This is a genomic window from Bacillus sp. AL-1R (assembly GCF_052180195.1).
In the GTDB taxonomy this organism is placed as follows: domain Bacteria; phylum Bacillota; class Bacilli; order Bacillales; family Bacillaceae_G; genus Gottfriedia.
The window spans coordinates 2,500,220-2,519,802 of record NZ_CP197469.1 but is presented as its reverse complement, the minus strand read 5'-3'; the positions used below and the strand labels follow the sequence as shown (position 1 = coordinate 2,519,802).

20 protein-coding genes and 1 pseudogene are annotated in these 19,583 nt (G+C 32.4%); 17 read left to right on the top strand and 4 right to left on the bottom strand.

The annotated features are described in order from the left end of the window. Positions 1 to 31 precede the first annotated feature (31 nt). Positions 32 to 814 (bottom strand): alpha/beta fold hydrolase, encoded by a 783-nt coding sequence (locus tag ACSBO6_RS11795; RefSeq protein WP_498843410.1) that lies wholly within the window; start codon positions 812 to 814, stop codon positions 32 to 34. A 157-nt stretch (positions 815 to 971) separates the two neighbouring features. On the opposite strand from ACSBO6_RS11795, the gene phaQ reads away from it, so the two are divergent. From phaQ to yodN, 4 genes and pseudogenes are all read left to right on the top strand, one after another. Then, a complete protein-coding gene (phaQ, locus tag ACSBO6_RS11790) occupies positions 972 to 1,394 on the top strand; it encodes a poly-beta-hydroxybutyrate-responsive repressor (protein WP_098843751.1) in 423 nt (140 codons plus the stop codon). Further along, a complete protein-coding gene (gene phaP, locus ACSBO6_RS11785) occupies positions 1,391 to 1,963 on the top strand; it encodes a polyhydroxyalkanoic acid inclusion protein PhaP (protein WP_498843409.1) in 573 nt (190 codons plus the stop codon). The genes phaQ and phaP overlap by 4 nt, the downstream gene beginning before the upstream one ends. 137 nt (positions 1,964 to 2,100) lie before the next feature. Continuing rightward, positions 2,101 to 2,235, top strand: a complete 135-nt coding sequence (locus ACSBO6_RS11780; protein WP_498843408.1) for a hypothetical protein — start codon at positions 2,101 to 2,103, stop codon at positions 2,233 to 2,235. A 36-nt stretch (positions 2,236 to 2,271) separates the two neighbouring features. Next, a pseudogene (yodN, locus tag ACSBO6_RS11775) lies at positions 2,272 to 2,868 on the top strand (germination protein YodN); the annotation flags it as partial. Between the two features lie 13 nt (positions 2,869 to 2,881). Here yodN and ACSBO6_RS11770 read toward each other — a convergent pair. Further along, entirely contained in the window at positions 2,882 to 3,037 is a 156-nt protein-coding gene (locus ACSBO6_RS11770; protein WP_180232759.1) for a hypothetical protein, read from the bottom strand. A gap of 150 nt (positions 3,038 to 3,187) precedes the next feature. Here ACSBO6_RS11770 and ACSBO6_RS11765 point away from each other — a divergent pair, with 150 nt between their 5' ends. Then, a complete protein-coding gene (locus ACSBO6_RS11765; RefSeq protein ID WP_069032035.1) occupies positions 3,188 to 3,364 on the top strand; it encodes a YozD family protein in 177 nt (58 codons plus the stop codon). A gap of 87 nt (positions 3,365 to 3,451) precedes the next feature. Next, entirely contained in the window at positions 3,452 to 4,075 is a 624-nt protein-coding gene (locus ACSBO6_RS11760; protein WP_098843753.1) for a phosphatase PAP2 family protein, read from the top strand. Positions 4,076 to 4,248: 173 nt separating this feature from the next. Here ACSBO6_RS11760 and ACSBO6_RS11755 read toward each other — a convergent pair whose 3' ends face one another. Next, positions 4,249 to 4,566, bottom strand: a complete 318-nt coding sequence (locus tag ACSBO6_RS11755; protein ID WP_098843754.1) for a thioredoxin family protein — start codon at positions 4,564 to 4,566, stop codon at positions 4,249 to 4,251. Between the two features lie 202 nt (positions 4,567 to 4,768). Between ACSBO6_RS11755 and ACSBO6_RS11750 the strand changes: the two genes are divergently transcribed. Continuing rightward, a complete protein-coding gene (locus tag ACSBO6_RS11750) occupies positions 4,769 to 5,923 on the top strand; it encodes an exonuclease SbcCD subunit D (protein WP_098843755.1) in 1,155 nt (384 codons plus the stop codon). A gap of 2 nt (positions 5,924 to 5,925) precedes the next feature. Beyond that, the gene (locus tag ACSBO6_RS11745; RefSeq protein WP_498843407.1) at positions 5,926 to 9,006 is read left to right on the top strand and encodes an AAA family ATPase; all 3,081 of its coding nucleotides are present in this window, start codon (positions 5,926 to 5,928) and stop codon (positions 9,004 to 9,006) included. An 89-nt stretch (positions 9,007 to 9,095) separates the two neighbouring features. Here the strand turns inward: ACSBO6_RS11745 and ACSBO6_RS11740 are convergent, their stop codons facing one another. Next, complete coding sequence (locus tag ACSBO6_RS11740; RefSeq protein WP_498843406.1) at positions 9,096 to 10,016, bottom strand: S66 peptidase family protein; 921 nt, start codon at positions 10,014 to 10,016, stop codon at positions 9,096 to 9,098. Between the two features lie 159 nt (positions 10,017 to 10,175). Between ACSBO6_RS11740 and ACSBO6_RS11735 the strand changes: the two genes are divergently transcribed. The 9 genes from ACSBO6_RS11735 (at position 10,176) to ACSBO6_RS11695 (ending at position 19,574) form a co-directional block, all read left to right on the top strand. Further along, on the top strand, positions 10,176 to 11,360 hold the full coding sequence (locus ACSBO6_RS11735; RefSeq protein WP_098843758.1) for an amidohydrolase: 1,185 nt from the start codon (positions 10,176 to 10,178) through the stop codon (positions 11,358 to 11,360). Positions 11,361 to 11,486: 126 nt separating this feature from the next. Continuing rightward, positions 11,487 to 13,121 carry a peptide ABC transporter substrate-binding protein gene (locus tag ACSBO6_RS11730; RefSeq protein ID WP_498843405.1) on the top strand — a complete coding sequence of 545 codons (1,635 nt, stop codon included), beginning with the start codon at positions 11,487 to 11,489 and terminating at the stop codon, positions 13,119 to 13,121. A 364-nt stretch (positions 13,122 to 13,485) separates the two neighbouring features. Continuing rightward, complete coding sequence (locus ACSBO6_RS11725) at positions 13,486 to 14,295, top strand: basic amino acid ABC transporter substrate-binding protein (protein ID WP_498843404.1); 810 nt, start codon at positions 13,486 to 13,488, stop codon at positions 14,293 to 14,295. A 63-nt stretch (positions 14,296 to 14,358) separates the two neighbouring features. Continuing rightward, positions 14,359 to 15,015: an amino acid ABC transporter permease gene (locus ACSBO6_RS11720; RefSeq protein ID WP_498843403.1), complete on the top strand. Its 657-nt coding sequence runs from the start codon at positions 14,359 to 14,361 to the stop codon at positions 15,013 to 15,015. Next, positions 15,012 to 15,734, top strand: a complete 723-nt coding sequence (locus ACSBO6_RS11715; protein ID WP_498843402.1) for an amino acid ABC transporter ATP-binding protein — start codon at positions 15,012 to 15,014, stop codon at positions 15,732 to 15,734. The genes ACSBO6_RS11720 and ACSBO6_RS11715 overlap by 4 nt, the downstream gene beginning before the upstream one ends. Positions 15,735 to 15,963: 229 nt before the next feature. Then, entirely contained in the window at positions 15,964 to 16,893 is a 930-nt protein-coding gene (locus tag ACSBO6_RS11710; protein ID WP_498843401.1) for a D-2-hydroxyacid dehydrogenase, read from the top strand. A gap of 125 nt (positions 16,894 to 17,018) precedes the next feature. Next, on the top strand, positions 17,019 to 17,330 hold the full coding sequence (locus ACSBO6_RS11705; RefSeq protein WP_097978604.1) for an MTH1187 family thiamine-binding protein: 312 nt from the start codon (positions 17,019 to 17,021) through the stop codon (positions 17,328 to 17,330). A gap of 176 nt (positions 17,331 to 17,506) precedes the next feature. Beyond that, complete coding sequence (locus tag ACSBO6_RS11700) at positions 17,507 to 18,124, top strand: TetR/AcrR family transcriptional regulator (protein ID WP_098843763.1); 618 nt, start codon at positions 17,507 to 17,509, stop codon at positions 18,122 to 18,124. 226 nt (positions 18,125 to 18,350) lie between these two features. Next, positions 18,351 to 19,574, top strand: coding sequence for an MFS transporter (locus ACSBO6_RS11695; protein WP_498843400.1), 1,224 nt, complete (start codon positions 18,351 to 18,353; stop codon positions 19,572 to 19,574). Positions 19,575 to 19,583 lie beyond the last annotated feature (9 nt).

The following is a 19,583-nucleotide window of genomic DNA, read 5'->3' as shown; positions in this document are numbered from 1 at the left end:
TTAGGTAAATCTAGATTGTTAGAAATTAAGTTTAAATCTTAACGGGTTCTTGTTTATTTAAAAAAGAGCGGATCGTTTGGTTAAATTTTTCTGCTGCTTCCATTTTTGTAACATGGCCAGTATTTTTGAAAATAACTAATTTTGAATTTGGGATACTTTTATGCATAATTATTTGGAGCCATACTGGCGTAATCGGATCATATTGACCACCAATTATTAGCGTTGGTACGGTTATATTTGGTAACAATTCTCTATTATCAACCTTAAAACACGCTCTCATTGACTGGTCATAACTTTCTGGATTTGGGCGATAATATTGTTTGAATTGTTGTATTGATTCTTTTTCCCATGAAAAAAGGCATGTTCGTGCGGTCATCTCTTTTAACTGTTGAGGAGTGAAAATTTTTGAACGAAACTCTTTAAAATGGATAAACCATAGTCCTAGTAATCTAGGAGCAAAATGAAATGTACTAACTAAAATTAAAGAGCGACATCTTTTGGGTGCTTGGCGATAAATCTCTTGTGCAACAGTACCACCCATTGATAAGCCTAATATATGTGCGCTTTCAATTCCTAATTCATCCATTAAATCAAGTACATCTTTTGCGAAATTCTTCATTGATATTCCTTCAGTCAAATCATTTTCTCCATGGCCACGCAAATCAGGTATAATTAAATCGAATTCATTTGCTAGTTCATATTGTTTAAACCAGCTTTCTTTAACTTCTCCAAGACCATGAATTAATATGAGAGGTTCTCCTGTACCTAATCGGTCATAAAACAGTTTGATCCTTTCAGTTGTTATAACGTACAATTTTATCACTCCTTTGCCACTTTTTTATAACTATTTAACGAATAAACGGTATGATCTGAGTTTTTTGAAAATTTACACTAAATTATATTTACTATATTGACGCTATATTCATATATGTGTAAAATACACCTATAGATTTTTTATAGAGGTGTTACCTATGAACAATGAAAAAGATAAAAATATTACTCCATCTAAAAACTTTATTATGCCTTTTATTCTTCTACTCCTTAGTCGGATGACACTTCATGGCTATGATCTAATTCAAAAGCTCCACGCATTCGGGTTTCAAACACTTGACCAAGGAAATTTATATCGATTATTAAGGCAACTAGAGAAAGATAATCTTGTCCAATCAAAATGGGACACGAAAGGAAGCGGACCTGCTAAGCGCTGTTATTCAATTACAGAAGCTGGAAAGGCATACTTAACAAGTAATGCAAGACAACTTGAACTTTATCAATCAATGCTTGATCAATTTTTCAAAATGTACTCAAGTTTTCTTGAGCTCTACATGCCTCCAATACAAAGAGAGGATAAAATAAAGAAAAATTCGGATCCAAAAGAGGAGGAAGAAGTTTGACGATACAGAAAACTTCAAAACAAAAGGCGGAAGTTCAAAAAGAAGAGAAAGTAGAAAACTATTTCATGGATCCTTTTTTAAATACAATATGGGATCAATATGAAAGTAGTTTGACATACTTAAGAGACAGTAGGGAACAAAGATTAAATTCGTTGATGAAAGTGTTAAAAGAAACAAGAAAATTTAATGAGAAATATCGTAATGCAGTTAACGGCTTATATGAAGAAATAAAGTACTTTCATAACCAAATAAATGCAAATACTTCGCAAATTATCGTTGCAATAACAGATAAATCTTCAGAAGTTCAATCAGCTGATAATCTATTTGAAGAAACGGCATATAAATTTTGGGAGCTATTATCTACTCCATTCAAAGCCTCAGTTGAGTTAATTGAAAAAGTAGAAGAGCAATATGAACAAACAGGAAAATACTACATAGAGGGTTTAAAGGAAAGAAATCGAGTTTGGTCGTCATTAAATGAACATTACTTGCAATCTTTAAGAGCAGCACATACGAACTTTAACCATCGCATTGAGGATAGCTTTAAAATGTATGCATCAGTTAAATAATTGTAGTCTTCACATTAAAAACAACTCATTTTAATCAGAAGAGTTGTTTTTTTATGCCTTTTAATTTAGTCGTACAATTCCTAACTCATTGAACTATAGACTAGTCATTTGAATAGTCTATAAAGGGGTGTTTCTTCATGAATCAGTTTAAATATGAAGAAATAGGAACGTTAAATGCAAAACTAGCTGCAGAAGCATTACTAAAATTAGCCATTAAAATAAAAAGTGATGAGATTAAAATAAATTCATCTGATAAGCCGCTCTCAACTTGAGTGGCCTTTTTATTTAACATAGCCAATAAAAATAGAAAGTTAATAAATATTAAACTGATGGACGGCGTTTTTGTTTATGAAGTCAATAATCATGACGGACTTTATGTTGAGAATACTCTTCAACTTCTCAACGAATATGATGGAAAAAAACTTGAAAAAGAATGGATTGAAGTAAATTATTCATTTTCTTTCGGGGATCTTGTTCAAGTAAATGGTTATGAAAAAGAAATTTTTCGAATTGTAGGGTACCGTACAGAGGTTTGGCGATATAAAAATGACGCGTGGGAAGACACGATTTACGAACTAGCGCGTATTACTGATGGAGAATGGTTAGAGGCTGATGAAACTGATTTAACCCTAATTGCATCAGCACAAACTGCTAATGCGATTCTAAAAAAACTAAGAAATGATAAAAATGGCATTACAAAATTAGACTTAGAAAAACTTCGCTCAATGAATGATTTTAATAAAAACAGAAATAAAACAACAAAACAAGAAATAATTGATGGATTATTAGATATATATAATGATTACGCAGTTTTATATTCAATCTTCCAAGATGAAGAATATAAAATTGTGATGGATCTAGTGCTTAAAAACTTAAATAAATTCTCAGAAAAGAAAACAAATTGAGAGAGAGGATATTCTACAATAATTGTAGAATTATATGAATCGAAAAAGGTATGCCTATCCCTATTAAAATAAAAAATGCGATTGTCGTCAGTTTTTCAACAGCTTCTTCAAACATTTCATCATTAAACATCATTTCTTTTAGATTATTTAGCTTGTCCATTTTGATCATTGGAATCGCTCCTTTAACATGTTTTAATTGAATATATGCTTGTCAATGTTGTATTATGCTAAAGGTTACATATTAATATTTTTTTAGCTTGGTAAGGTTTTTTTCATATTTTCTCATTTTTCACATATTAACTAGTAAGGGGTGATGCTAGTGAAAGAAATTGAGGTAGTTATTGATACGGAAGAAATAGCAGAATTTTTCTATCAACAGCTCATTCAGCGAGGATATGTTCCTGAGGAAGAGGAGATTGAAGAACTAGCGGATATTACTTTTGAGTACTTACTGGAAAAATGTATGATTGATGAAATTGATGAGGAAGAAGAATAGTCATGAAAGTGGCGACGGGAACTCTCGTCGTTTTTCTTTTGTGTATCCAAAGTACAAGCAGTACTAGAAATTATATTGGAGGGTTATATGAAAAAAAATAATTGGATACTAATTTTTACAGCTATTTTTCTATTTGTTATTTTAGGACTAATCTATGATTCGCAAATGATTCGAAATTTAGACAATTTGGCGTTTAAATTCTTTGAATTCATACGAACAGATGCACTGGATTCATTTTGTTATTTTTTAAGAGATTTTGGTTCTTCAAAGATGTATTTAACGATTGCAGTTATTGTTTTAGTTTATTCTATTATACGTAAGCGTATTTGGAGTGGTTTATCATTAATGGTTACATTATTGACGGCTAGAGCGGTTGTTTCCTTATTAAAAGATTTATATGAAAGACCACGACCAAGTTCAATGTACTATGTGGAAGGTGGATTTAGTTTTCCAAGTGGACATGCGGTTATGGCAACATGCTTCTTTTTAACAGTAGGCTTTATTCTAATTGCCATTCAACCAACAATGATGAAACACAAAAAAATGATTCAATTGATCGTTCTTTTAATGATATTTTTAATATCAATGAGTAGAATTTACCTGCATGTTCATCATTTCTCAGATATTATTGCTGGTTGGTTAGTAGGATATGCATGGTACAGTATTTGTAAAAATGTATTTATCAATTTACATGAAAGAAAGCAGATTTAATTGAATATGAAAACATTACACCTATGATCGGAATGATATAGGTGTTCCTTTTTGTTTTTGGCTTACGTTTTTTATTAAGCATAAGAAAAACCACAAGGAAAAATTTCCTTGTGGTTAACTTTGTTGATTTTAGGTTTAATCCCAGCAACATTAAGACTTAACGTAACTTGATATTATTCAAAAGTTGATAAAAATTCTTCAACTGATTCTGGTGTTTTTGCATTTGCGCTATGTAAGTGTCCAATTTTTTCGCCATCTTTAAATACAAGTAAACTCGGAATTCCCATTACTTGTTGTTCACTAGCGATTTCTGGAAATTCATCGCGATCCATTGTGTACCAAGTAAATGATGGGTGCTCTTCAATTACATCTCCGATAAATGCATCTAAACGTGTACAATCAGGACACCAAGTTGCATAAAACTTTACCACGATAGGCTTTTCACTTTTAATTATTTCCTCATATTTTTTTACTTCATTTATTTTTTCCATAATTGCCTCCTAAAACAGTGATAGGTTTATTTTGAATCATATTAAGTAGTATTTCAATAATTTTAACTTAATAATGCATTTTTACAATTTATATGCTTAAAAAGCATACAAATGTTCGTATGTTGATGTAAAATATAAGATAGAAAAGCTGTTCTTAAAATTTCGTAACAATGAAAGTAAATTGAATGATGAGGTGTATTTAATGAAGTTTATTCATACAGCAGATTGGCACCTTGGTAAAATTGTACATGGTGTACATATGACGGAAGATCAACGATATATATTAGATGAATTCATTTCAATAATTAAAGAAGAAAAGCCAGATGCAGTTGTGATAGCAGGCGATTTATATGATAAAAGTATATCTCCAACTGAGGCGATTGAACTATTAAATGAAGTATTCCATAAAATTGTCATTGAATGTAATACGCCAATTCTTGCGATTGCTGGAAATCATGATAGCGCTGAACGACTTGAATTTGGTAGCCGCTTTATGGAAAAAGAAGGATTATATTTAGTAGGGAAATTACAAACTCCATTTAAGAAAGTTATTTTGAATGATGATGATGGTGAGGTTCATTTTTATTTAATTCCATATGCCGAACCAAGTATTGTACGTTATATTTTACAAAACGATGATATTCATTCACATGATGATGCGATGAAAGCAATTGTAAATAAAATAAGAGATGAAGAATTAGATCCATCAGTACGAAATGTATTTGTTGGACATGCATTCGTAACAAATAATGGTGAGCCTTCTGATGAAGAGACAGAGGGGGAACGTACACTCTCCATTGGTGGAGCTGAATACGTATCACATCATAATTTTAAACATTTTAACTATACAGCCTTAGGACATTTACATCGAGCACATTTTGTAGGTAATCAATCAATCCGATATTCTGGTTCACCTCTAAAGTACTCTCTTTCAGAAGAAAACCATAAAAAAGGATGTTTAATTGTTGAATTAAAAGCTGACGGTGAGCTAACAGTCGTTAAGAAAGATTTTCATCCAAATCGTGATTTAAGATCAATCGAAGGAACGATAGAGGAAATCAGACAGCATCCTGTCAATCATGATTATGTTTTCGTTAAATTAACTGATGAGCATATGGTAGTCCATCCGATGGAGCAAATCAGAACAGTCTATCCAAATGCAATGCATGTTAGTCGAAAGAAAACGACTTTACAAGCAGATAAAACAAATCAACTGAGCTTAATGGAAAAACAATCAAAAAATCAACTTGAGTTGTTTCAATCTTTTTATAAAGAAATGAAAAATGAAAATTTGAAAATTGAAGATGAACAATTTATGAAAGAGATTATTGAAGAAATCTTTGTAAGGGAGGAATAGATTTGAAGCCATTAAAAGTAGTACTTCATGCATTTGGACCATACAAGGATAAGGTACACGTTGATTTTAGTCGACTAAACGAAAAAGGGTTATTTGCAATAACTGGTCCAACTGGTGCAGGTAAAACAACAATATTTGATGGAATTTGTTTTGCTCTTTTTGGAGAGGCAAGTGGTGAAAATAGGAATGATCAAACAATGCTTCGAAGTCATTTTGCTGATGATGACCTATATACAAGTGTAGAATTGACATTTGAATTAAAAGGAAACCATTATCATATTTTTAGACAAAAAGGCCATCAAAAGAAACAAAATAAAAGTATTACAGGTGATAAAATCGAGTTTTATAAAATTGAGAATGAGGAAAAAGTACCTTATTGTCAGGAATTTAACAAAACTTCAATTGTCAATAAAAAAGTAGAAGAATTATTAGGAATCAATGCAGATCAATTTAAACAAATCGTATTACTTCCTCAAGGTGAATTTAGAAAATTATTAGTTTCGGATACAAAAGAAAAGGAAGAAATTTTGCGGAAAATTTTCAGAACTGAACTATTTGAAAAAGTAACTGAAACTTTAAATTTGGCTAGAAAAAACATGGAAAGTAAATTTACTAATTTAAAGCAGAAAATTGTTATTAAATTAGAAGTGATTGAAAAATTGTTAAGTGAAAAAGGTATTCAAATTGCCGACGATTCTCAAATTAATCTTCATATTGTGAATGAGATTTTAACTGAACATATAGATAGTATAATTGATGATTTAAAAAGACTTGAAGAAAATGAGAAAATACAAAAATCACAATTAGAAGAAAGTCAGCAAAAGCTCTTTTTTGCAGAAGCTCATAATAAAAATATTGATCGATTACAAGAAGTAATTGAATTATTAACAATGTTAAAAGGCCAAGAGATAGAAATAGAAAGTAAAAAAGCAAAAATAAAATTAGCAACAAACGCTGAAAAAGTATTGCCTATAAAAAATGAACTAGAGAAACTAAAAAATTCACTTCAAATAACAAATGATAAATTATTATTCGAAATTGAGAGTTTAAAAGAAACACTCATTAAAATTGAAAAAATCTCATCGGAAGTAGCTACATTACCTGAAGAGCAAAAAAAATTAGGTAGTTTAGAAAGTCAATTGAGTAATTTATTAGCTATAAAAGATGAGATTGATCAGTTTCAAAACTATAAGTTTGCGTTTCATAATAAGTCGAAACAGATTCAATTATACGAAAATGAAGAAAAAACATTTCAAGACGGTTTAAAGGAAGAAACCGAAGCATTAAGTCAATTAAAACAGCAACTAAATGACTTAGAAGGTATTCATGATCAATGGGCAAAGCTCTCCTTATTAAAGAAGGAAATCTCATTAAAAGGTGGGTTTGCTAAGCGAATCTTTTTTGCAAAAAAAGAATTAGAGCAAAAACGAAATGAGTTTCAGTTGAAAAATTCAGATCATTTAAAGCTTAAAAATGAATTGGACAGAATTGAAAGTGAAATGCACCAGCAAAAAGCTGCTTTTTTAGCGAAAGACTTAAAAGAGCAAGAGCAATGTCCGGTTTGTGGAAGTACTCATCATCCATCACTTGCTAAATTTAATGGGACTGTCAATGAAGAAGAAGCAGAAAAATTGAAAATGCAAGTAAATCAGATTCAGACTGAACTAGCAACAATACAGGGGGAGATCAAAAGTAAAGAAAACTCATTAAAAATTGATGAACAATCATTTTTAGAAGAACATGGTCAATTTGATTTTACAAATGAAGGCCTAACAGCTCTTGCAGATGAGTTTAATGAGAATGAATCAAACTTAAAAAACTTGACAGAGAAAAAAGCTGTTTTTGAAAAGATTAGTAATGTCATAAAAACAAAGGAACAATTAATTAAGGATTTAACTGTAAAAGTTACTGAGAAGACTGAGGCATTGAATAAGGTTACGAATGAATTAAATGAATTAAAAATTCACATCGTACAAATTGAATCAAAATTACCCGAATCTTTAAGGACTCTTGAGAAATGGCAATTGGAAAAAAATGAAATTGAAAATAATATAGCAATCTTAAAAGTTAAAATTTTAAAAATCGAAGAAGAATATAGAGTCCTTACTGAACAGAAGACGGTTAAAGAGACTACTCGCACTCATCTTGAGAAAGAAGTTTTAAAATTAAATGAAGAGATTAGAACAACAAAGATTCTTTATCATGAAAAAATATGTGAGTACGAGTTTAATGGAGAATCTGAGTTTATCAGTGCAATTGAATCTATCCGAATGATTGATCAATATCGAAATGATGTATCAATGTTTGAAGAAAATCTACAAAGATTAAGTACTGAAAAAGAGTTACTAGAAAAACAAGTTCAATCGGCGGAAAAAATTGATGTAAATGACCTTAAAATGAAAGTACAAGAAATTACACAGCATCTAGATACGATTGTTAACGAAATAATTCGTATCCAAGAATTAACTAAGCGATTAAGCCAATTAAAAATAGACCTACAAATCTATCAAGAGGATTTTGTAAAAACTGAACAAAAATTAGCAGGTATAACAGATTTGTATAAAGTGACAAAAGGCGATAATGAAAAAATGATTTCGTTTGAGCGATATGTGCTATTGGATTATTTTGAGCAAATAATTGAATCGGCAAATATCCGCCTTGATCATTTATCAAATGGGCAATTTCAATTGCAACGAAAAGATGCAGTTGAAAAAGGAAGGAAACAAAGTGGTTTAGGTCTAGAAGTTTATGATTCCTATACAGGTCTTGCTAGAGATGTAAAAACATTGTCTGGTGGAGAGCAGTTTAATGCATCACTTTGTTTAGCACTAGGTATGGCAGATATCATTCAAGCACATAAAGGTGGCGTATCAATTGATACGTTGTTTATAGATGAGGGATTTGGATCACTAGATGATGAATTATTATCAAAAGCTATTGATACCCTTATTCAGCTTCAAAAATCAGGCCGTTTAATTGGCGTAATATCTCATGTGCAAGATGTAAAAGATGCAATGCCTGCAGTCATTGAAGTTCATAAAACGAACAAAGGATATTCTGAGATTTCTATTTTAATAAAATAATGTCAAAATGATTGCCGGACCGGAAACAAATAGTTGTTTCCGGTTTTTTTATCTTTATTCTTACATTCACATAACTACTTTCACTACCACTATATTTGGATTCCAGGTTCAAATGATATCGTTTGATGTGCTCCATTCATTGTGACAGGGACACCAAAGGGAACTCCGTAATTTGGTGAACAATGGCCAATTGGGAATCCACTTAGAATGGGCAATCCTAGTGGGATCATATGATCATGTACTATTTCTTGTATAGAAAGAGAGGCTTTGCGTTTTTTCGGTTCGCATTCGTTAAAGTCTCCTAAGATAATCCCTTTACAATCTTTAAACTTATTTGCCAATCGTAATTGATTAATCATACGATCGATGCGGTAAGGTTCTTCTTGTATGTCTTCAATAAATAAAATCTTACCTTTTGTATCTACCTCATAAGGTGTACCAATTGTGCTTGTTATAACGGTTAGATTCCCGCCGGTTATCGGGGCAGTGACAGAATATGAAAATGCAGGGTATGTATCTGTTTCTGAAGCGGTAAAGGTGAAACTTAACGGTTCAAATAGTTGCTTGAAAGAAGCGATTGTCTCTATTGGAACATCATTTGCTCCGCACTCTTGCATCATAGGTCCATGGAACGTCACTAAGTTTGCTTTTTGCTGCAAAGCAATATGCAAAGCTGTAATGTCACTATATCCCCAAAAGATTTTCGGATTGTTTTTTACGAGCTCAAAGTCAATGTCTTGCAGTAATCTTCCACTTCCATATCCTCCAGTTGCGCACAACACAGCTTTTACTTCAGTGTCAGAGAACGCTATATGGAAGTCTGACACTCTTTTTTCATCACTACCAGCAAGATAGCCCCGTTTTTCTGTCACACTATTACCGATCAGGACATTCAAGCCAGCATTTTCTAATATTAGCTTCATCTTCATCACGTTCTCAATATTTGGCGGACTTGATGGCGCAATAATCATTACTGTATCCCCATGTTTCAATGCATTTGGTTTTCGCATATTCTTCCTCCTATTTTGTATGCCACCTAATATATATTCTATATTTAACAACAATTTCCTTATCTCATGCTGTTTTTTCAATGTAATTTTTACATTGGGAAGGGATTTTTAGTATGAAAGAGAATTTAACAGTTTAATAATGGCAAGGGAGATGTTTAAGTGAAATCCTTAGAAAATGTTGAATTTCAATCAGAAATTTCAAAAGAAAAGCTAGTACAGTGGAGAAGACACCTGCACAAATATCCAGAGCTTTCATTTCAAGAGGAAAAAACCTCTCAATTTGTTTTTGATACATTGCAGTCATTCGGAAATCTAGAGCTTTCTCGCCCGACTGAATATAGTGTGATGGCTAGACTAATTGGTGGAAAGCCCGGTAAAACGCTGGCAATCCGTGCAGATATTGATGCTCTTCCAATTTTTGAAGAAAACAGCTTTGAATTTGCCTCAACAGTTCCGGGAGTGATGCATGCTTGTGGCCACGACGGGCATACCGCCATTTTACTTGGAGCGGCTGAAATATTATCAAAGTATAAAAATGAAATAAGTGGAGAAATCCGTTTCTTGTTCCAACATGCCGAGGAACAATTTCCTGGTGGAGGGGAGGAAATGGTACAAGCGGGCGTAATGGAAGGGGTTGATTACGTAATCGGCTTACATTTAATGTCTGGTTTAGAAGTTGGAAAAATCGGTATTGTTTACGGACCGATGATGGCAGCACCTGATACATTTCATATTACAATCCGTGGCAAAGGCGGACATGCCGCACATCCAGAAGAAACTGTAGACAGCATCGCAATAGGAGCACAAATTATATCGAATTTGCAGCATATTGTTTCGCGAGCAACCGATGCATTTGCGCAAAGAGTCTTATCTGTTACCCAATTTCACTCAGGAACTGCTGATAATATCATTCCCGATACTGCTGAAATTGTCGGTACTGTACGCTGTTTTGATGAAGAATTGCGAAACGATGCGAAAGTACGAATTGAACAAATTGCAAAAGGGATTTGCGAGGCACATGGAGCAAGCTATTTCTTTCACTATCGATATGGGTACAGACCCGTTATCAATCATGATGCTGTCACAAAAGTGCTTGAACAAACGGCTATTGAGTTATATGGCAATGCATCTGTTGAATATATCAAACCATCTATGGGTGGGGAAGACTTTTCTGCATTTTTACAAAAAGCGAATGGCTGCTTCTTTAAAATTGGTTCAGGAAAAGAAGAAAGCGAAAGTACGTATCCACATCATCATCCAAGGTTTACAATAGATGAAAATTCTCTTGTTATTGGTGTTAACATGTTCCTTCACGCAGCATGCAAACTTTTGGGTAAGGAATAGAGACATAACGAAAAAACATCGTATTTGTTCGATAAATTGAATTTAAAAGAGGTGATGTGTTTAATATACAGAATATTATAATTATTACATAAAAAAAGATATTTGGATGCGAGGAGGAAGTTTTTATTGAATCACAAAACAAAACGGTTAACCGCTTTACTGCTTATCTTGGGTATGGCACTTCCAGGATGTGCAACCCAAAAAGAAAAGGCAACGACTGTTGAGGGCTTGGGTAAGCCGCATGCGAAACAAGTACTGCGTTTAGTTGAAACATCTGAGCTTTCCTCAATGGATTCATCCCTAGTTGTAGACTCTACAACTCTAAGTGTGCTAAACAATGTTATGGAGGGACTATACAGACAAGGAAAGGATAGTCAGCCTGTGCCAGGAATTGCAAAATCTTATACAGTGAGTAAAGATAAAAAGACTTATGTATTTAAACTACGTGATGCAAAATGGTCTAATGGCGATCCGGTGACGGCTCATGATTTTGAGTATAGTTGGAAACGTACTTTAGATCCGGCTACAGCATCTGAATATGCCTATATCATGTATGATGTAAAAAACGCAAAGGAGATAAATGAAAAGCAACTCCCTGCAGATCAATTGGGAGTAAAAGCTATTGATGATCATACGTTAGAAGTACAGCTCGATAATCCAGTGCCGTATTTTCTGAGTTTGACTACACTAGCCCCTTTCATGCCACAAAATGAAAAAGTTATTATAAAAGAGGGCAAGAATTACGGACTGGAAGCGAACTCCGTTGTTTATGATGGCCCGTTTAAAATGAGTGAATGGAAACATGAACAAAGCTTCAAACTCGAGAAAAACCAGGAATATTGGGATAAAAAAACAGTAAAATTAGATGAAATCAATTTTAAGATTGCGAAGGATAATTCAACAGCTATCAATCTTTATGAGACGGGAGCAATAGACAGGGTAAGTCTAACAGCTGAATTTGTGGATAAGTATAAAGATGATAAAGATTTTAAAACAGCGCAAGAAGGAAGGCTAATTTATTTAAAGCTAAATAATCAAAATCCTTTTTTAAAAAATGTAAATGCCAGAAAAGCAATCGATATGGGCTACAACAAAAAAGGGATTACAGATGTTCTCTTAAATAACGGTTCAACACCAGCCTACTACTTTGTCGCTAGAAATTTGGCATTTGGTCCAGATGGGAAAGATTTCTACGATACTACAGGGGACTTCAATAAAACGAATATTGCCAAGGCAAAGGAATATTGGGGAAAAGCTAAGCAGGAGCTTGGAAAACAAAGTGTCGATTTAGAGTTATTGATTGCAGAAGACGATAATAATAAGAAGATTTCCCAATATTTGAAGTACGAACTTGAAAAAAATCTACCTGGCTTAACAGTGAACATCAAGATGTCGCCTGCACAGCCAAAATTTGCGTTGGAAGATAATCTTCAGTATGATATGTCTCTTGCAGGATGGGGACCGGATTATCCAGATCCAATGACTTTCTTGGATAAATGGGTGACCAACAATAACATAGCGTATTCGAATCCGAAGTATGATGAACTGATCACAAAAGCAAAAACGACTCTCTTACAAGATCCACCAGCACGATGGAAGACTTTAGCAGAAGCTGAAGAGCTATTGCTTGAAAAAGATGCAGCCATTTCACCAATCTATCAGAACGGTGTAGCTTATTTGGAAAAATCTTATGTGAATAATGTATACAATCACCCGTATGGGGTGAAAAACTCCTACAAATGGGCGTCTATAAAAAAATAAAAGTTGAGCACGTAACATCTTTTTTAAGGAAGATTGGATTGGGTTAATTTAAGAAAATCGTAAAGGGGCTGTCTAAATTGACAACCCCTTTTTATATAGTAAATTCAGAGCAGTTAATTAAATATTTCTTAAGTATAATTTTTTAGAGTGAAATCTATTTAGATAGTAGTAACTCGTTAGATTAATAGATAGATCTTAAATTTCTTTTTTTATATATTGAAGGGATTTAGCAATAATTGACATAGTATTGCATATTTAAACAAGAATAGATATAATAATTAAAAATCTAAATATATTAAATTTTCAATATATTTAATCTTATCAGAAGTTTCATTACATAATTAATATAATTGGGGGTATTGAAATGAAAAAGGTTAAAAAACTATCGTTTGCATTTGCGGTAACGACAGCTCTAATTTTATCGGGTTGTGGCAAGGATGCGAAAACAAGTGGATCAGCAGAGAAACCATTACGAGTTGTGACTGATGCTGCTTATGCGCCATTTGAATATCTTGATAACGGTAAAATAGTAGGATTCGATGTTGATTTTACAAATGCAGTTGCTAAAGAAGCTGGATTTAAAATCAAAATTGTAAATACCGGATGGGACCCATTATTTGCTGAAATTGGTGGCAAAACTGCTGATATTGGTATGTCTTCAATTTCGATCAATGCAGATCGTGAGAAAACATATGATTTCACAACACCTTATTTTCTTTCAATTAATAAAATTTTAGTTCCTGAAGGTAGTAGTATTAAATCAGCAGCAGATTTGAAGGGGAAAGTTGTAGCAGTGCAAAATGGTACAACAGGACAAGAAGCTGTTGAAAAAATGTATGGTAAAAACAATAAAAATCTTAAAAAATTCGAAAATAACAATTTAGCAATTTTAGAGCTTCTTAGTGGAGGAGCTGATGCAGTAGTTGCAGATAATGGTGTTATTGAAGCGTATGCAAAAAACAATCCAGATAAAAAGCTAGTCGTTATTGATGATAAAAATAGCTTTGAACCTGAATTCTACGGTCTATTGCTTCAAGATGGCAGTAAATTAAAAGGTAAACTTGATAAAGCAATTAAAGAAGTAGTAAACAATGGTACTTATGAAAAAATTTACAAAGAGCATTTTGGATCAGAGCCAGATCTTGAAACATTAAAAGCAGAAGAAAATAAATAGAATACTAAAAATTGCGTAACAGCCATTTGTGTTACGCAATTTTATCTAAATGGGGGAAAAGAAATGGGATTTGATTTAGGCATTATAAAAGAATACATACCGTTTTTCCTTAAAGGAACTGCATTAACAATTGGCTTATCTTTTGCAGGAATTTTATTAGGTACAATAATCGGATTATTTATTGGATTAGGTAAAATGCAATCAAATAAATGGTTAGCACTTCCTTTTGTTTGGTATATCAATTTCTTTAGAGGAACACCATTATTTGTACAAATCTTATTAATACATTTTGGGGTAGTACCGTATTTTATCGGTGAGACAAACGCAATAGCGGCCGCAATCATTGCACTATCATTAAATGCAGCAGCATATATTGCTGAAATCTTTCGTGCTGGAATTCAATCAATTGATAAGGGGCAAATGGAAGCTTCTCGTTCCTTAGGAATGACGCATGTACAAGCTATGAAACATGTAATTCTACCACAAGCTGTAAAACGGATGATTCCTCCACTTGGAAATGAATTTATTGTCTTAATTAAGGAATCATCAATTGCAGCTATTATAGCAGCACCTGAACTGATGTATTGGAGTAGAGCGATGCAGGGGCAATATTATAAAGTGTGGGAGCCGTATATAACTGCAGCAGTAATCTATTTAGTCCTAACATTAACATTAAGCTTTGTTTTAAATCGCATTGAAAGAAGGTTGACTACGGGATGATTAAAGTAGAAAAATTAAAAAAATCATTTGGTTCTCTAGAAGTATTAAAAGATATCAACATTACAATTCAACCACGTGAAGTATGTGTTGTTATTGGTCCTTCTGGTTCTGGGAAATCAACCTTTCTTCGATGTTTAAATATGTTAGAAACAATTACAGCAGGTAAGGTATTTATTGAAGATGTTGATCTGACGGATAAAAAAGCAAATATAAATAAAATTCGCACTGAAGTAGGCATGGTATTCCAACATTTTAATCTATTTCCACATTTAACAGTTTTAGAAAATATTACATTAGCCCCTAAAAAAGTAAGAAATCGACCAAATGATTCTGCCAAAAAGAAAGCACTTGAACTATTAAAAAAAGTCGGTCTTTCAGATAAAGCAGATGTATATCCTGACTCACTATCTGGTGGACAAAAACAACGGGTTGCGATTGCAAGAGCACTTGCAATGGAGCCAAAAATAATGTTATTTGATGAACCTACATCCGCTTTAGATCCCGAAATGGTAGGAGAAGTTTTAGAGGTCATGAAGCAACTTGCTAAAGAAGGAATGACAATGGTAATCGTTACACACGAAATGGGCTTTGCTCGTGAAGTGGGTGATCGCGTAATTTTTATGGATCAAGGCTACATCGTAGAAGAAAATAGTCCAGTACAACTATTTGATTTCCCAAAACACGAACGCACGAAAAGTTTCTTAAGTAAAGTTTTATAGTGAAGATATGAAATCAGAAGGAGAGAGTCCCTATTTTTTAGGGAACCTCTTTTTTTATGATAAATAATAATTGAAGATCGACAAAAAAATCTTTTTACAGTAAAAGCAGTAAATAATCGCGAATCGCTAATTTGAATATTCGCCTATTTACTAGTTGAAGTGTTTTCTTTTCATTCTTTTCGAAATATTATGTTAAAATTTATTCAAGATAAAAAAGGAGTGTAGGACATTGGAAATTCAAAAAATTTTAGTAACTAGCCGAATTCATCATAAGCTTAAAGATCTAATTGAATCACATAATCTATCAAAAGAGTTTCGTTTTTTACCTGAAGATGAGGTAACAAAGGCGGATTATGAGTGGGCTGATACATATGTTGGTTTTCGTCCAACACCAAATTTTGAATTTGGCAACATAAAGTGGGTCCATTCTTTAGCAGCTGGCGTAGATAGTTTCATGAAAATTAGTTGGAAAAATGACGTGCTTTTAACGCGAACGATTGATGTTTTTGGTCCAAAAATGAGTCAATATTGTTTAAGTTATATACTCCAGGATTCACAATTACATGAGCAATTTTCAAATCTACAGAATGAAAACAAGTGGGAATTTCATATCCCAAAATCTTTAGAAGACCAAAAAGTTGTTATTTATGGTACAGGTGAAATCGGAGGTCATATTGGTAAGGTTTTATCAAGTTTAGGAATGAAGGTATACGGAGTTTCTATGAGTGGTCGTCAAAAACCATATTTTGAAAAAATAGTTCCATTTCAACAAAGCTCTACAATTTTAGAACATGCAGATTGGATTATAAGTGTTCTTCCGTCTACAAATGAAACTAGAAATATATTAGATATGAATACATTTAAACAGTTAAATAATGTAGGTTTTATAAATGTTGGTAGAGGAGCAACTGTGTGTGAGGACTCTTTAAAAGAAGCTTTGAATAAAGGGTATATTCGAAAAGCTATTTTAGACGTTTTTGCAGTTGAACCACTTCCAGTTGATTCAGAATTATGGCAAATGCCTAATGTAAAACTAACACCACATATTTCAGCTGTTACTTTACCAAATGATGGTGTAAAATGTTTTGTCAATACACTTAAAGGATTAGAAAATAACGAGAAAATAAGAAATATTGTGAAGATTGACAAGGGATATTAATTTTAATGAAGTAGAAATTGTTTATCGCTAGCCAGGAGATAAATGATCGTAAATTTTTTCCTTTTTATCACAAACATGTTAGGATATACAAGTAACAATTTGATAAAAAAGGAGAATACAAAAAAATGGCAATTATTGACGTTTCAATCGTACCAATTGGCACTGAAACACCTAGTGTAAGTGCGTATGTAGCAAATATACATAAAGTTTTAGAAAAGTATAATGGCGAAGTGAAATTCCAGCTTACACCTATGAATACAATTATTGAAGGCGAATTACCATTATTATTAAAAGTTGTACAAGAAATGCATGAAGTACCATTTGAAAATGGAATTTCAAGAGTTGCAACGACTATTCGAATTGATGATCGTCGCGACAAGAAAAGTACAATGGAAGGTAAGTTAGCTTCTGTTCAAGCAAAACTTGAACAAAACTAAAATTGACTCCAAAAAAGTGACTAGAAAAGTTTAACGACTTCTAGTCACTTTTTTTATGAAATGGAAAAAAAATCGTGTGATTATTTCGACTATTTTATTGAAATTCCATTATTTAACTGATAAAATAAACTAATCAGTCAGTTTAAATATATTTATTAAGTAAAGGAATGTGTTCAATGCCAAAAGTTTCAGATGATTATAAAGAACGCAAAAGAGAGAGTCTTCTTGAAAGTGCTTTAAAATGTTTTGGAGAGAAGGGATATCATATGACAACAATGGATGATATTGTTGCATATTCCAAAACGAGTAAAGGGCTAATTTATAATTATTTTAAAAGTAAGGAAGAACTTTATTTAACTTTAATGCAAGAAAGAACAGTCCAAACTTTTGAAAAAATTAACCAACGATTTCAAAATATTAGTTCATCAAAAGATAAGTTAAAAGAATTATTTCAAATGTATAGTGAAATATCTTTAACTGAAATATGGCGAAATATGATTAGAGTCCATATGGAGTTTTGGATTAATTCAGCAAGACATGAAAATCTACAAGCCATTATGATTGAAAGGTACAAAGATCAATATCGTTTATTTTTAAGTGAAATTATTAAACAAGGAATCGCATCTGGTGAATTTAAGAAAACAATTGATCCTGATATTATTTCTAGTTTGTTTTGGGCTAATATCGATGGTATTTGCTTACATTATTCAGTAGTAGAAGAAGATGAAATTTACAAAGCGCAATTTAAAGTTGCAGAAGAAATGATCATGTCTTATATAGTCATTCAAAATTAAAGTTTTGGGTAGAGAAAGGGAACACTTTCCTACCTAAACTTTAAATTCAGAAAATTTTTTATGTTAAAAATAAAGCAAACAACATACACTATTCATATAATAAAATAAACTTAATAGTCAGTTTTAATTTGAAAGGGGGGATAGAGATGAATTCAGTTCAAATTAGAATTATTTGTTTATCTATGTATTAATAAGTGCGTATTTTCATAGAATGAAGGGATTTTTAATGGGAAAGAAAGTCTATTTTTTGTATACAAAGGCGTTCTCAGACATAGGTAGTATGATGGAATTGGTTGTAATGAATGCAGTGATTTACGAGATGACGAAAAGTACATCTTGGCTGGCTGCGGTTTTAGCACTTCGTGTTTGTGGAGGGATTGTAACAAGTTTATTTTCTGGTGTAATTGCGGATCGTTCTAATCGAAGAAAGCTAATGATATTCTCAGATATTACTAGAGGAATAAGTATATTAATATTATGTATTTTCCCTTCACCAATCATGTTTGCGATTGTAGCATTTATCATTGGTGCATTAGGAAGTTTTTTTTCAGTCAGCTTCAGTGCGGATTTACCTCAAATATTTGGTGAAGAAAATATATTAAAAATAAATGCCTTTATTTCACGACTTGCTGCAATTAGTATGGTAATTGGATTTTTAGGCTCAGCATTCTTATCAAAGGTTGTAGACTATCGTGTAATCATTGGAATAGATGCCCTTTCTTATTTCTTGTCAGCCTTCGTTCTAATCTTTTATAAATGGGAAAATACGGTTAAAAAAGAAGTAAGTAATCAATGGAAACAATTAGTTAATGATTTGAAAGAAGTAAAAACTTATGTGCTAATTAAACCTTTATTAGTATTTGTATTCATTGTATTTTTATTTCAAACATTCTCAGCAAGTTCTCATAATGTCGGAGTCCCAATATTAGCAGAAAAAATTAACTCAGAACATGCAACATTTTATCAAGGACTCATTTGGGGAACTTGGGGTATTGGAGGAATCCTTTCGACCTGGATAATTCCTAAGGTTTCTAGGTTAAAACAACATTATCTGTTTATGTATTACGGAACTTCAGTTTTAACATCAATCGGCTTCATTTTATTTCTATCGAATCATACTTTATGGGTAGTATTTTTCTTCGCTTTTTTTACTGGCTTCTTTGATAATGCAGCAGGTACTTATTTTTCAACAATGATTCAGAAAACCGACAATTCTATAAGAGGTAGAATCTTCGGAGTAGCAAATTTGTTAAATAGGGTTGGTTTTACAATTGGTTTTGTAGCTGCATCACCATTATTATCATTTTTATCCATGCCACATCTTGTTTGGTTGTTTCATGGTAGTCTTATCATTGTGATTATATGTGTAACTAGTTATTTACTATTTAATAAAAAAATTGTTTTTAACGATGATCAACTTCAACAAAATGAACTTATCATTTCTAAATAAAAGGACGTG